The sequence below is a fragment of the Klebsiella aerogenes genome, from assembly GCA_029027985.1.
Lineage (GTDB): Bacteria > Pseudomonadota > Gammaproteobacteria > Enterobacterales > Enterobacteriaceae > Klebsiella > Klebsiella aerogenes_A.
In genome coordinates, this window is record CP119076.1 from 3,350,516 (window position 1) to 3,363,476 (window position 12,961).

A 12,961-nucleotide genomic window follows, 5' to 3' on the forward strand; every position below is an offset into this window, starting at 1 on the left:
TCTTAAGCAAAGCCGGGGATCGTTTTCTGTGAGCCGAACAAATAAAAAAGGATCGCCGTTACTGCGATCCTTTTATTCAGGTAGGCACGACCTTTATTGCGCGTCGAGCTGATTGCGGCGGTATTCGCCCTGCCGTTCCAGCATCCAGCCCGGATACTCGCGCGGCAGCGCGCTGATCGCATCAAGCTGACGCAGCTCTTCTTCGTTCAGGCGGATAGTCGTCGCGGCAATATTGTCGTTCAGCTGTTCGGCTCGTTTGGCGCCGATAATCACGCTGCTCACCGCCGGCTGATGCAGCAGCCATGCCAACGCAACCTGCGCCACTGAGACGCCTTTCGCCTCGGCTATCGCCCGCATCACGTCGATGCAGTCAAATGCGCGGTCTTTATTCACTGGTGGGAAGTCAAACGCCAGACGGCGGCCACCTGTTTCCGCCTGCCCTTCACGGCTATATTTACCACTCAGCAGGCCGCCTGCCAGCGGGCTCCAGACCATCAAGCCGAGACCCTCACTTTGCATCATCGGCACCAGTTCACGCTCCAGATCGCGTCCGGCAATGGTGTAGTAAGCCTGTAACGAAGCAAAACGGGAGAGGCCAAGACGTTCAGAAATACCCAGCGCTTTCGCAATTTGCCAGGCCGCCCAGTTAGACACGCCGATATAGCGCACGTGTCCCTGTTGCACCAGGGTATCCAGCGCTGACAGCGTCTCTTCGATTGGGGTAGCCGGATCGAAACCATGCAATTGATAGAGATCGATATGATCAAGCTGCAGGCGGCGCAGGCTGTCTTTCACGCTACCCATGATGTGAAAACGAGAACTGCCGCGCGAGTTCACGCCCGCCGTGCCGGTTTCGCCAAACACTTTGGTGGCCACGATTACGTTTTCACGCGGTATCTTCAGATTCTTCAGCGCCTGGCCGGTAATTTCCTCGGAGCGTCCTTCGGAGTAGACATTGGCGGTGTCGATAAAGTTGATGCCCGCGTCCAGCGCGCGGCCCACCAGCTGTTCCGCTTCCGCCTGGCGCAGCTGGCCGATTTTCCCCCACATGCCCTCTTCGCCGCCAAAGGTCATGGTGCCAAGGCACAGCTCAGAAACAAACAGGCCGGTATTTCCCAGTTTTTGATAACGCATAGGAGTGTCCTCATTCGGATGATTAACGTCAGCCAGATAGTTATAGCCCGAGCCTCGTTATCGCGAATGGGGTGTTCCTGCCTGTTTCTTGCCCAATTCTCTGAAAATCAGCGCCACAGCGCGAGCATGGCGTAACCAATGAACGCCGCCCAGATGAGCAATGGAATGGAATAGAGATGGAATCGCCACCAGATACGGCGGTCGCCGGCCATCCGCAGCGCAATCAGGTTAGCCAGCGAGCCGGGCAACAGACCAAAACCGCCGATATTCACCGCCCAGGCTAACAGCGCGGTTGGCGACACATAGTTGAGCAACAGAATGGTTGACGGCACATTACTGATAATCTGCGACAAACCTATCGCCGTCAGCCATAACCCGCCGGAGGAGAGTTGAGCGACGCCATTCAGCCACTGTTGCAGCACCGGCAACTGAGTCAGCAGGTGAACGTCGATAAACATCGCCATAAACACCAGTAGCAGAGACCAGTCGACATTGACGATCACCGCCCGCGCCAGCAACAGGAAGCCGACGGTAATGAGCGCTAATCCCCACAGCTCCTGCTTCATCTCCAGCGCCGCCAGGAAGATGAGGTACAACGCCAGACAGCTCCATACCAGCTTCGGCCGCCACTCCGGCGTTTTATCACGACTTTGATACTGTAGCCGTGCAGTGGGAAAACAGCACCAGCACAGCACCAACAACGTGAGCATCATGACCGCCGCCAGCGGTAGCATCTGGCCGATAAAAGCCGGGAAAGAGAGACCGGAACGTCCCCACAATAAAATATTCTGTGGATTACCGATGGGCGTTAACAGGGACCCCGCATTCACCGCCAGCGCTTCAAAGATAATCAGCCGGTTCACCGGAATGGCGCACCATTTTTTCAACGTCAGGGTGAGCGGTACGACGATGAACAGCGCCACGTCGTTAGTGAGGAAGGTCGAGAGCAAGGCGGCGGCCAATACCATAAAGATGGCCAACTGGCGTTCAGTGACGAAACGGCGCGCCATTTTGCGCCCCAGCACATCAAAATAGCCACTCAGTTCAATCCCTTTGGTCAGCAACATGAGCCCACTGAGCGTGATGATAGTATGCCAGTCGATAGCCTGTCCCCAGCGCTGCGGCGCAAAAGGGACAAACAGGCTGAGGATTATGGCGATAATCAGTAGCAAATGCAGGAAACGGTCGCGAGCCAGCGACTGCACAAAGGGGAGACTCATTCTCCGTGTAATCTCTCAGTAAACAGCTTAAATTGCGCCAACGTCTCTTCGCTGACGTGATGCTCCATCCCTTCTGCATCGCGGCGGGCGATGTCCTGGCTTACGCCAATCGCCAGCAGGAAGTTTTCCACGATCTGATGGCGCTCGCGGCTTTCATGGGCCAGCTTTTCCCCTTCCGGGGTTAAAAATATTCCGCGCCACGGGATCTGTTCGATCAACCCAACGCTTGCCAGACGCTTGAGCATTTTCGCGACTGTCGGCTGTGAAACGCCAAGACGCGCGGCCATATCCACCTGGCGCGCTTCTCCCACTTCGCGGATCAGATCGGAAATCAGCTCCACATAATCGTCAATCAGTTCGCGACGATGCGCTTCACGCACCTGACGAAACCCTTCAACGTGCTCTTCGACATTAACTAGCTGCGTCACTTTTTTAGTTATGGGCTTACCTGCGCGACGGTTCATTGTGCTTCCTCATTCGTGTGACGCGTCAAGCATCATATAACAGGATCCACATTGTAATGGATTGCGCCCGTAGCACAAAAAATTAACGTTTTAGCCATAGCTATAAAATATAGCCTGTGCTATATCTGTATGTAATGCAAACATCCATCAAGGACTGACGGAGCGAAAACGCAGGAGGAATCACGATGAACGAATTCAAGAGGTGCTTACACGTGTTTAGCCATTCACCCTTTAAAGTACGCTTAATGCTGATCGGCATGTTGTGCGATATGATCAACGGCAAACCGCAGCAGGACAAACCTAATCACTAACGCGGCGTCGCGGTGCGCCGCTTCATTTTTCTGTCATTTTCCCCCGCTAATCTACCCGGTTCGCCTTATCTCTCCGCTTTTTTTTCAAGTTTTGTAAGCACCCTCGCAAAACAATCTGTTATGAACAGTTGACCTTACCATCCATAGGCCCTATCGTTTGTCAGCCCTGCCACTACTGCGGCTCGCAGAGACCCTCTTCACGCACTGTCCAGCAGGTTTTACCCCTTGATGCCAGGGGACGAACATGGCGTCTTGTTGATTACAAAATATGAATGTCACTCTGAAAGAAACGCTGGCTGCCCGCAGACTGGCCCTGAACCCGTGGACAGGATTCTACTTTTTACAGTCCTTACTGATTAATCTCGCGCTCGGCTACGAATTTAGCCTGTTATATACCGTCGCGTTTACCTGCGTACTCCATCTGCTGTGGCGTACTTTCCCGCGCGTGCAAAAAGTGGTGGTCGGGATCTATTCGCTGCTGGCCGCCATGTACTATCCTTTCGGCCAGGCTTATGGCGCGCCGAACTTCAACACCCTGCTGGCGCTGCATGCGACTAACGTTGAAGAATCGACGGAAATTCTCACCATCTTCCCGTGGTACAACTATTTGCTGGCGGTGTTTATCTTCGCTCTCGGGGTGATTGCGTGTCGGCGTAAACCGCAGGCGCCAGCACGCCTTGGGAAACTGGAATATCTGGGGCTGCTGTTTACCATCGGCATTTTCTTCCTGCAGCCGATCCAGAACCTCGCCTGGGGCGGCGTCTTTAAAGCGATCGATAGCGGCTACCCCGCAGTACGCTTCGTCAAGGACGTGGTGGTCAACAACAATGAAGTGCTGGATGAACAGGCGCGGATGACGCAACTGGCGAACATGAAGGATAGCTGGCACGTACTGGCAGTGAAGCCGAAGTACCATCTGTATGTGGTGGTGATAGGCGAAAGCGCGCGCCGCGATGCGCTCGGCGCCTTCGGCGGCCACTGGGATAACACGCCATTCGCCAGTTCGGTCAACGGCTATCTGTTCAATAACTACATAGCCGCCAGCGGATCGACGCAGAAGTCACTCGGGTTAACCCTCAACCGGGTCGTTGATGGTAAACCCCAGTATCAGGATAACTTTGTCACCCTCGCTAATCGTGCGGGCTTCCAGACCTGGTGGTTCTCTAATCAGGGGCAGATTGGCGAGTATGACACCGCCATCGCCAGCATCGCCAAACGCGCCGATGAGGTGCAGTTCCTGAAAAACGGCGATTTCGAAGCCAATAAAAACACCCAGGACGAACAGCTGCTTAAGCTGACTGAGCAGGTACTGACGGCAGAACGCAGCCAGCCGCAGCTGATCGTGCTGCATCTGATGGGATCGCACCCGCAAGCCTGCGATCGCACTAAAGGCAAGTACACGACCTTTGTGCAGTCAAAAGAGACCTCATGCTATCTCTACAGCGTAACGCAAACCGATACGCTGCTGGCAAAGCTCTATGGTCAACTGCAAAATTCCGGTAGCACTTTCTCGCTCACCTATTTTTCCGATCATGGTCTGGCGTTTAAAGAACGCGGTAAAGCAGTGCAATATCTGGCGCATGATGACAAATATCAGCAGAACTTCCAGGTGCCGTTTATGGTGCTCTCCAGCGATGATAAGGCGCATAAGATAGTCAAAGCCCGTCGTTCGGCGAATGATTTCTTAAGCTTTTTCTCGCAATGGACCGGCATCAGCGCGCAGGAAATTACCCCACGCTACCGTTTTGTCTCCGAGCAGAAGGCCGGGCAGGTGTATATCACCAACTTCCAGTTGCAGAAAGTCGACTACAACCATCTTGGCAGCGACGAGTTCACCCTCAACTAGCCAAAAAAGACCGTTCTGTACAGAGCAGCCTTTTTGATAAGCGAATCGCAGACAAAAAAAATCCGCCCCTTGAGGCGGATTTTTTATATCACCGAAGTGATTAGAAGCGGTAACCAACACCCGCGATCCAGGTACCAACGTCAACGCTACGAATGCGAGACTGCTCGTAGGAGAAGTCCAGGGCAACGTTTTCGATCGGGTTGAACTGCAGACCTGCACCGTAAGAGAAACCGTAGTCGCTCATGTCGGATTTATGGTTCGGGAAGTCGTTGTTCTGGAATTTACCGTAACCCAGACCAATCACACCGTAGATGCTCGCCCAGTCGTTCAGACGGTAAGCCGGACCAGCGGTGATGCCATAGTACTGACCTTTGTTGTAAGTACCGTTGCTGGTGTTGTCTTTTTCGGTGTAGGTGAAGGAACCGATAACACCCAGCGGGCTGTTATCTTGCTCGTAACGGTACTTAAGGTTGAAGCCGCCTGCTTTGTTCGCTTTACCCTGCATGTCGCTCTGAGCGTAACCACCGGTAACGGTAGAAGTTGCAGCGAAAGCAGTAGTACCTACGGATGCAGCCAGAACAACGGCCAGTGCTGAAAGACGTGCAATTTTATTCATAACCACCTCAAATGTGTTTCTAATAAGTCCTAAGTCTTAAATATATCAAAAACTTTTGGGAAACTCTTTTGACTTTACATTGTCTAACATACTTTTTCATGTAAGAAAAAGTTTCCACGATTTCGTAACAATCTGGAAAACAATCGCTTTTTTATCAAAAAACGTTTAACTATCGCCGCTCGCGCAAGCCGCGCATCCAGATAATTCTTAATCGGGAAGAACATTCCCGCACTCATTTTACGCCATTGTACTGTTTTTCCACCCTCTTTTTTCAACAATCGCTAAACCGTTACCGGGTAATTCCAGTACACTGGAACCTTTACCTCTTTTTGACAAACCCTGACAGGAGAAAGGATGCCCGGCTCGTCCCGTAAAGTTCCGGCGTGGTTGCCGATACTGGTTATTTTGATAGCGATGGTCTCCATTCAGAGCGGCGCATCGCTGGCAAAATCCCTCTTCCCGCTGGTTGGCGCGCCGGGCGTGACCGCCCTGCGCCTGACGCTCGGTACTTTAATTTTAGTGGTTATTTTCAAACCGTGGCGATTGCGCTTTGCCCCGCAGCAGCGGTTGCCGCTGTTCTTTTACGGCGTGGCGCTGGGGGCGATGAACTATCTCTTTTATTTATCGCTGCAGCGCATCCCGCTCGGCGTGGCGGTCGCGTTGGAGTTCACCGGGCCGTTGGCGGTTGCGCTGTTCGGTTCGCGCCGCCCGCTGGATTTCGTCTGGGTCGCATTGGCGGTACTGGGGTTATGGTTCCTGCTGCCGCTGGGGCAGAACGTCGGTCAGGTGGATCTGGTCGGCGCGTTGTTCGCGCTCGGCGCAGGCGCGTTTTGGGCTGTCTATATTCTTACTGGCCAGCGCGCCGGGGAAGAACATGGCCCGGCCACGGTCGCGATGGGGTCGCTGATTGCCGCGGTGATCTTTGTGCCGATCGGCGTAATACAGGCCAGTGACACGCTGCTACAGTGGTCGCTGCTGCCGCTGGGACTAGGCATCGCCATCTTATCAACCGCGCTGCCCTACTCGTTAGAAATGATCGCCCTGACACGCATGCCAACCCGCACCTTCGGCACGCTGATGAGCATGGAACCGGCGCTGGCGGCGCTGTCGGGCATGGTGTTCCTCGGCGAAACGCTCACCCTGACCCAAACCCTGGCGCTGGGAGCGATTATTATAGCCTCGATGGGCTCGACGCTCACCATGCAGCGGCAATGCAAAATCGAGAAAGTGGATATCAATTAGTATTCTATTACTGCGTTAACCCACAGCCAGTGTGGGCTAACGCCACTGAGTTCAACCATTTGATTTACCTATACTTTTAAAATAACCAGCCGATCTGCGCTATCGGACTGATATGGACTACCGATGCCTCTCCCCTCCTATCCCTTGCTATAATTAGTGCCGAAGTCATTTGGGACAAACGCTCTACATAATTCAAATTTGAAGTATGACGAGTATCAATATCAAGAGGATATGAAACTATGAGTACCGCAAAACTGGTTAAAACTAAAGCGTCTAACCTGCTCTATACCCGTAACGATGTCGCAGACAACGAGAAGAAAGCCACCGTTGAGCTGCTCAATCGCCAGGTGATCCAGTTCATCGACCTGTCGCTGATAACTAAACAGGCTCACTGGAATATGCGCGGTGCTAACTTTATCGCCGTTCATGAAATGCTGGATGGCTTCCGCACTGCACTCACCGATCACCTTGATACAATGGCTGAACGCGCCGTACAGTTAGGCGGCGTCGCCCTGGGCACCACTCAGGTCATCAACAGCAAAAGCCCGCTGAAAAGCTACCCACTGGACATTCACAACGTTCAGGATCACCTGAAAGAGCTGGCTGAGCGTTATGCCATCGTGGCCAACGATGTGCGTAAAGCCATCAGCGAAGCGAAAGATGAAGACACCGCCGATATCTTTACCGCAGCCTCTCGCGACCTGGATAAATTCCTGTGGTTCATCGAAGCGAATATCGAGTAAGCCCCCGATGCCGTCAGCGCCTGCTGGCGGCTTTTTCGTTCTCCCACCTGTTCCACTCCCTTGTCCGCATAAATCGCCCTCTTTTGGTGCACATCATTGTACATAATGCGTACTAAAGTAAATCAATTGTAATAATCACCTCACACAATCGTTACAGCAAGATTGTTTTCCCATCAGGGTTTGCGTTAAAAATGCTCTGGTTATACACCGCGTTCATAACGCACCAAAATGACGCCCCACTACGGTGCGTTTGCCATACTGAATAACCGAAATTGTGCAAGCGGTGTAAAGGCATCTGTTGAAAAACAACAGCTTGTAAAACTGGCACGATTTTTTCATTAGGCTACATGTTCTCGCAGGGGCTCGTCCCGTGGATAAAAAAGGAAATGCTATGAAGTCTGTATTAAAAGTTTCACTGGCTGCACTGACCCTGGCTTTTGCGGTTTCATCTCACGCCGCAGATAAAAAACTGGTGGTCGCCACCGATACGGCATTTGTTCCATTTGAATTTAAGCAAGGCGATCAATACGTTGGCTTCGATATTGACCTGTGGGCCGCGATCGCCAAAGAGCTGAAGCTGGATTACACCCTGAAGCCGATGGACTTCAGCGGCATTATTCCCGCGCTGCAGACCAAAAACATCGATCTGGCGCTGGCGGGGATCACCATTACCGACGAGCGTAAAAAAGCGATCGACTTCTCCGACGGTTACTACAAAAGCGGCCTGCTGGTGATGGTTAACGCGGATAACAACGACATCAAAGATGTGAAAGATCTGAACGGCAAAGTGGTGGCGGTGAAGAGCGGCACCGGTTCGGTTGATTACGCGAAAGCCAATATCAAAACCAAGGACCTGCGTCAGTTCCCGAACATCGATAATGCCTATATGGAACTGGGTACCCGCCGCGCCGACGCCGTACTGCACGACACGCCGAACATCCTGTACTTCATCAAAACCGCCGGTCAGGGCAAGTTCAAAGCGGTAGGCGAATCACTGGAAGCGCAGAGCTACGGTATCGCCTTCCCGAAAGGCAGCGACGAATTGCGTGAAAAAGTGAACGGCGCGCTGAAAACACTGCGTGAAAACGGCACTTACAACGAAATTTACAAAAAATGGTTCGGTACTGAACCAAAATAATAATTAGGCCTTCTCCTCGCGGTTAACGCGCCGTGGGGTTCCACGGCGCCAGGGTATCAACCCCGGCGCCGTATTCGCAGAGGCAGTTCTCTGCTTTTCACCACGGTAACAGTAACAGGAAGACATTATGCAGTTTGACTGGAGTGCCATCTGGCCCGCCATTCCTATTTTACTGGAAGGCGCCAAAATGACGCTGTGGATTTCGGTCCTCGGCCTGGTTGGCGGCTTAATCATCGGCCTGCTGGCCGGCTTCGCCCGCTGCTTCGGCGGCTGGATAGCCAACCACGTTGCGCTGGTATTTATTGAAATCATCCGCGGCACGCCGATTGTGGTGCAGGTCATGTTCATTTACTTCGCGCTGCCGATGGCATTTAGCGATTTGCGCATCGACCCGTTTACCGCCGCGGTCGTGACTATCATGATCAACTCTGGCGCCTATATCGCGGAAATCACCCGCGGCGCGGTGCTGTCAATCCACAAAGGCTTCCGCGAAGCGGGTCTGGCTCTGGGCCTCTCGCGCCGTGAGACCATCCGTCACGTGATCCTGCCGCTGGCGCTGCGCCGCATGCTGCCGCCGCTGGGCAACCAGTGGATTATCAGCATTAAAGATACGTCGCTCTTTATCGTGATCGGCGTCGCCGAGCTGACCCGTCAGGGCCAGGAGATCATTGCCGGTAACTTCCGCGCGCTGGAAATCTGGAGCGCCGTTGCCGTCATCTACCTGATCATCACCCTGGTGTTGAGCTTTATTCTGCGTCGTCTTGAAAGAAGGATGAAAATCCTGTGATTGAATTTAAAAACGTTTCCAAACACTTTGGCCAGACCAAGGTGCTGCACGATATCGATCTGAAGATCAACAAAGGCGAAGTGGTGGTCATCATCGGGCCATCTGGTTCAGGGAAATCCACCCTGCTGCGCTGCATTAACAAGTTGGAAGAGATCACCAGCGGCGACCTTATCGTCGATGGTCTGAAGGTTAACGACCCGAAGGTTGACGAGCGCTTAATTCGCCAGGAAGCCGGAATGGTATTCCAGCAGTTCTATTTGTTCCCGCACCTGACGGCGCTGGAAAACGTCATGTTCGGCCCGCTGCGCGTGCGCGGCGCGTCAAAGGCGGCAGCGGAAACGCTGGCGAAAGAGCTGCTGGAGAAAGTAGGGCTCGCGGAGCGCGCGCACCACTACCCTTCCGAGCTCTCCGGCGGCCAGCAGCAGCGCGTCGCCATCGCCCGTGCGCTGGCGGTAAAACCGAAAATGATGCTGTTCGATGAGCCGACTTCGGCGCTCGACCCGGAACTGCGCCACGAAGTGCTGAAGGTAATGCAGGACCTGGCCGAAGAAGGGATGACGATGGTCATCGTCACTCACGAAATCGGTTTTGCCGAAAAAGTGGCGTCACGGCTGATCTTTATCGACAAAGGCCGCATTGCTGAAGACGGCGATCCGCAGGTTCTGGTCAAAAACCCGCCAAGCCCGCGTCTGCGCGAGTTCCTACAGCACGTTGCCTGATATGCCCGGCTCTCCCTTCGCGGGGAGAGCCGCTTTCCAGCCCCATTTCCCTGTCCTGTCCCCATCCCTTTCGACACATGCCGGTTTGAAATGCGGCAGAGACGACCGCGGGAACTTAAAACGGACGACGGCGCTTAGCATCATCCATAAAGCTCCAGGCAATAAAGCGGCTCTGTTTTTGCCCCTGCGCCATCTCTTTTTTTACCACCTTCACCGCGCCCACCTCAGTCAACAGGCGATACAACGGCGGCAGGTTATCGCCGCGAGAAACCAGCGAGGTGAACCATTTGACCTGACGGCCGAACTGCTGGCTTTCACGGATCATTTGCGAAATAAAGGCCACTTCGCCTCCCTCGCACCACAGCTCCTGCTGCTGGCCGCCGAAGTTCAGCACGCTGTCTTCACCTAGCCCCAAATTGCGGCGCTTACGCTCGCCCCCGGCTCGCGCGCTGGCGGCAGAGTCGTGGAATGGCGGGTTGCACAGGGTGGCATCATAGGTTTCATTCTTATGAATAATCCCGGTGAAAATCGCCTGTCCCTCTTTCTGGCGACGCAGACGAATCTGCCGCGTCAGCCCTGGATTGCCATTAATAATCGCCTGTGCGCTAGCAAAGGCTTCCGGATTCACTTCACTGCCGGTAAAGCGCCAACCGTACTCATGCGCACCAATCAGCGGGTAGATACAGTTCGCGCCGGTACCGATATCAAGAATGGTGGCATTTTTCGGGATTTCGCCGCTATCCTGCGCCAGCAGGTCGGCCAGATGGTGGATGTAGTCAGCGCGCCCCGGTACCGGCGGGCACAGGAAACCGTCCGGAATATCCCAGTGTTTAACCGCGTAAAAATGCGCCAACAGCGCCTTATTCAGCGCCTTCACCGCCAGTGGATTAGCAAAGTCAATGGTTTGCTCACCTACCGGATTTAGGGTGATGTAGCTTTGCAGCTCAGGATGAGTCAGGCAAAGCGCTTGCAAATCATAGCGTTGGTGATGACGGTTACGCGGGTGCAACCCCGGTTTCTCGGCTTTCATGGCAATCTCCTTTCAACAGCCGCGTAAGATACCCGTTGACGGCGGCGCGGTAAATAAGGGAGTCTGGATATCTTCTTATTTCGGTTTCTGGTGCACTATGTACTTCTACCAACCTGCAGAAGGCCACGGCCTGCCTCACGACCCGCTTAACGCCATCGTCGGGCCGCGCCCCATCGGCTGGATCGCCTCGCTGGATGCCGCAGGGCAACGCAATCTGGCGCCCTATAGCTTCTTTAACTGTTTTAACTATCGTCCACCCATTATCGGTTTTTCCAGCACCGGCTGGAAAGATAGCGTGCAGAATATTGTTGAAACCAAAGAGTTCGTCTGGAATCTGGCTACTCGTCCGTTGGCGGAAGCGATGAACGAGACCTCCGCCAGCCTCCCGCGCCATGAAGATGAATTCCTGCGCGCCGGGTTAACCGCTGCGCCAGGCCGGATCGTCAGCGCCCCAAGAGTGGCGGAGAGCCCGGTCAACTTCGAATGTCGCCTGTCGCAGTGTATCCAGCTCACCAGCGCCAGCGGCGATGCCATTGACACCTGGTTAGTGTTGGGTGAAGTGGTCGCCGTACATATTGATGAATCGCTACTGGAAAACGGCATCTACCAAACCGCCAAAGCCCAGCCGATTTTACGCGCCGGCGGGCCAACCGCTTACTACAGCATTGATGAAAGCCAGCGCTTCGATCTGACTCGCCCGGACGCACGCTAACCAGCAAATCCCGGCGTGCTGAGCATGAGCCATGTCTGGATAACATCAGCATGACCATAAGGGCAAAAAAGTCATTGTTTGCCCTCCATTTTTATCCTGCTGTTCTTCGCGCAACGGCCTAAACTTAAGGTATGTCCCATGCTGTTAATGAGGATATGCCGATGAAAACATCTCTGCTCTCGCTGGTCTTTATCGCACTTGCCGCCCTCTCCTTCCATGCCCTGGCCGACATGCCTACAAATACTCCCGCGGCAACAGGCCCGCTGCGCCCCTCAGGTTCCGTTTCGGCTTCCGGCGCCAGCACTCTGGATGATCTACAGGCTCAGCTGGCGGAAAAAGCCCACCAGCAGGGCGCCCTCGCCTGGCGAATTAACGCCGCTGGCGGCGGTAATAAATTGATGGGCAGCGCGATACTGTATAAGTAACGCCCCCTAAAAAACGACGCGGCGACTCGGGAATCTATCCTGTCGGCGCCTTGCCTGGTCATTTTTCGCCCCCATATTTTCTATACTCTATATTGAGAAATGAAATGAGGAGCGCATCATGGCGTCAGGTTGGGCAAACGATGGAGCTGTACAGGATCAAATCGACAGCACGGTAAACGATGCTGTCGCCCGTGCCCGTAGCGAGCTGCCAAGTGGTGAAAGCAACAAATTTTGTGAAGAATGCGGAGAGCCGATTCCCGAGGCACGGCGCAAGGCGATTGCCGGGGTCAAATACTGCGTGAAATGCCAACAGGATAAAGATTTACACAACAATACATATTCAGGATATAATCGCCGCGGTTCCAAAGATAGCCAGCTACGCTGACCTTCCTTTACCGTTCATTACCGCCGATTGCGTTATCTTTTCGCGCACGTTTTCTGGTGAAAAAAGTGGCAAAATGTGCCATTAGTTGCCATGGCAATAAGTTTGCGCTTCATACTCTTCGAGTGCGAAAAATAATTTATTAATATTCAATAAATTATTCATCATTCAAAAAATTCGATTGAGACTGTG

Annotated in this window: 15 protein-coding genes; 10 read left to right on the plus strand and 5 right to left on the minus strand. The window is 53.7% G+C overall.

Annotated features, from left to right (window positions below; all coding sequences use genetic code 11):
• Positions 1-93: 93 nt before the first annotated feature.
• The 3 genes from PYR66_15910 to mntR all read right to left on the minus strand — a co-directional run bounded on the left by PYR66_15910 (position 94) and on the right by mntR (position 2,818).
• Positions 94-1,134: an aldo/keto reductase gene (locus tag PYR66_15910; GenBank protein WEF26793.1), complete on the minus strand. Its 1,041-nt coding sequence runs from the start codon at positions 1,132-1,134 to the stop codon at positions 94-96.
• A gap of 107 nt (positions 1,135-1,241) precedes the next feature.
• Complete coding sequence (locus PYR66_15915) at positions 1,242-2,354, minus strand: anion transporter (protein WEF26794.1); 1,113 nt, start codon at positions 2,352-2,354, stop codon at positions 1,242-1,244.
• Positions 2,351-2,818 (minus strand): manganese-binding transcriptional regulator MntR, encoded by a 468-nt coding sequence (gene mntR, locus PYR66_15920; GenBank protein ID WEF26795.1) that lies wholly within the window; start codon positions 2,816-2,818, stop codon positions 2,351-2,353. Before mntR ends, PYR66_15915 begins: the two co-directional genes overlap by 4 nt.
• A 185-nt stretch (positions 2,819-3,003) precedes the next feature.
• Here mntR and mntS point away from each other — a divergent pair, with 185 nt between their 5' ends.
• Both mntS and PYR66_15930 read left to right on the plus strand, forming a co-directional pair.
• Positions 3,004-3,129, plus strand: coding sequence for a manganase accumulation protein MntS (mntS, locus tag PYR66_15925; GenBank protein ID WEF26796.1), 126 nt, complete (start codon positions 3,004-3,006; stop codon positions 3,127-3,129).
• Between the two features lie 268 nt (positions 3,130-3,397).
• Entirely contained in the window at positions 3,398-4,975 is a 1,578-nt protein-coding gene (locus PYR66_15930) for a phosphoethanolamine transferase (protein WEF26797.1), read from the plus strand.
• Between the two features lie 100 nt (positions 4,976-5,075).
• Here the strand turns inward: PYR66_15930 and ompX are convergent, their stop codons facing one another.
• Positions 5,076-5,591, minus strand: a complete 516-nt coding sequence (ompX, locus tag PYR66_15935; protein ID WEF26798.1) for an outer membrane protein OmpX — start codon at positions 5,589-5,591, stop codon at positions 5,076-5,078.
• 354 nt (positions 5,592-5,945) lie between these two features.
• Between ompX and rhtA the strand changes: the two genes are divergently transcribed.
• From rhtA to glnQ, 5 genes are all read left to right on the plus strand, one after another.
• A complete protein-coding gene (gene rhtA, locus PYR66_15940) occupies positions 5,946-6,833 on the plus strand; it encodes a threonine/homoserine exporter RhtA (GenBank protein WEF26799.1) in 888 nt (295 codons plus the stop codon).
• Between the two features lie 239 nt (positions 6,834-7,072).
• Entirely contained in the window at positions 7,073-7,576 is a 504-nt protein-coding gene (gene dps, locus PYR66_15945; protein ID WEF26800.1) for a DNA starvation/stationary phase protection protein Dps, read from the plus strand.
• A gap of 391 nt (positions 7,577-7,967) precedes the next feature.
• Positions 7,968-8,714, plus strand: coding sequence for a glutamine ABC transporter substrate-binding protein GlnH (gene glnH, locus PYR66_15950; GenBank protein ID WEF26801.1), 747 nt, complete (start codon positions 7,968-7,970; stop codon positions 8,712-8,714).
• Between the two features lie 127 nt (positions 8,715-8,841).
• On the plus strand, positions 8,842-9,501 hold the full coding sequence (glnP, locus tag PYR66_15955) for a glutamine ABC transporter permease GlnP (protein WEF26802.1): 660 nt from the start codon (positions 8,842-8,844) through the stop codon (positions 9,499-9,501).
• Positions 9,498-10,220, plus strand: coding sequence for a glutamine ABC transporter ATP-binding protein GlnQ (glnQ, locus tag PYR66_15960; protein ID WEF26803.1), 723 nt, complete (start codon positions 9,498-9,500; stop codon positions 10,218-10,220). Before glnP ends, glnQ begins: the two co-directional genes overlap by 4 nt.
• A 115-nt stretch (positions 10,221-10,335) precedes the next feature.
• Here glnQ and rlmF read toward each other — a convergent pair whose 3' ends face one another.
• The gene (rlmF, locus tag PYR66_15965) at positions 10,336-11,250 is read right to left on the minus strand and encodes a 23S rRNA (adenine(1618)-N(6))-methyltransferase RlmF (GenBank protein ID WEF26804.1); all 915 of its coding nucleotides are present in this window, start codon (positions 11,248-11,250) and stop codon (positions 10,336-10,338) included.
• A gap of 97 nt (positions 11,251-11,347) precedes the next feature.
• On the opposite strand from rlmF, the gene PYR66_15970 reads away from it, so the two are divergent.
• From PYR66_15970 to PYR66_15980, 3 genes are all read left to right on the plus strand, one after another.
• A complete protein-coding gene (locus PYR66_15970; protein WEF30475.1) occupies positions 11,348-11,962 on the plus strand; it encodes a flavin reductase family protein in 615 nt (204 codons plus the stop codon).
• Between the two features lie 161 nt (positions 11,963-12,123).
• Complete coding sequence (locus PYR66_15975) at positions 12,124-12,387, plus strand: DUF1471 domain-containing protein (GenBank protein WEF26805.1); 264 nt, start codon at positions 12,124-12,126, stop codon at positions 12,385-12,387.
• Between the two features lie 118 nt (positions 12,388-12,505).
• A complete protein-coding gene (locus PYR66_15980) occupies positions 12,506-12,772 on the plus strand; it encodes a DksA/TraR family C4-type zinc finger protein (GenBank protein WEF26806.1) in 267 nt (88 codons plus the stop codon).
• Positions 12,773-12,961: the final 189 nt, after the last annotated feature.

What these genes read in the sequence shown, in the direction of transcription:
- PYR66_15910 (WEF26793.1), bottom strand. Translation starts at nt 1,134, where the DNA reads ATGCGTTATCAAAAACTGGGAAATACCGGCCTGTTTGTTTCTGAGCTG.
- PYR66_15915 (WEF26794.1), bottom strand. Translation starts at nt 2,354, where the DNA reads ATGAGTCTCCCCTTTGTGCAGTCGCTGGCTCGCGACCGTTTCCTGCAT.
- mntR (WEF26795.1), bottom strand. Translation starts at nt 2,818, where the DNA reads ATGAACCGTCGCGCAGGTAAGCCCATAACTAAAAAAGTGACGCAGCTA.
- mntS (WEF26796.1), top strand. Translation starts at nt 3,004, where the DNA reads ATGAACGAATTCAAGAGGTGCTTACACGTGTTTAGCCATTCACCCTTT.
- PYR66_15930 (WEF26797.1), top strand. Translation starts at nt 3,398, where the DNA reads ATGAATGTCACTCTGAAAGAAACGCTGGCTGCCCGCAGACTGGCCCTG.
- ompX (WEF26798.1), bottom strand. Translation starts at nt 5,591, where the DNA reads ATGAATAAAATTGCACGTCTTTCAGCACTGGCCGTTGTTCTGGCTGCA.
- rhtA (WEF26799.1), top strand. Translation starts at nt 5,946, where the DNA reads ATGCCCGGCTCGTCCCGTAAAGTTCCGGCGTGGTTGCCGATACTGGTT.
- dps (WEF26800.1), top strand. Translation starts at nt 7,073, where the DNA reads ATGAGTACCGCAAAACTGGTTAAAACTAAAGCGTCTAACCTGCTCTAT.
- glnH (WEF26801.1), top strand. Translation starts at nt 7,968, where the DNA reads ATGAAGTCTGTATTAAAAGTTTCACTGGCTGCACTGACCCTGGCTTTT.
- glnP (WEF26802.1), top strand. Translation starts at nt 8,842, where the DNA reads ATGCAGTTTGACTGGAGTGCCATCTGGCCCGCCATTCCTATTTTACTG.
- rlmF (WEF26804.1), bottom strand. Translation starts at nt 11,250, where the DNA reads ATGAAAGCCGAGAAACCGGGGTTGCACCCGCGTAACCGTCATCACCAA.
- PYR66_15970 (WEF30475.1), top strand. Translation starts at nt 11,348, where the DNA reads ATGTACTTCTACCAACCTGCAGAAGGCCACGGCCTGCCTCACGACCCG.
- PYR66_15975 (WEF26805.1), top strand. Translation starts at nt 12,124, where the DNA reads ATGAAAACATCTCTGCTCTCGCTGGTCTTTATCGCACTTGCCGCCCTC.
- PYR66_15980 (WEF26806.1), top strand. Translation starts at nt 12,506, where the DNA reads ATGGCGTCAGGTTGGGCAAACGATGGAGCTGTACAGGATCAAATCGAC.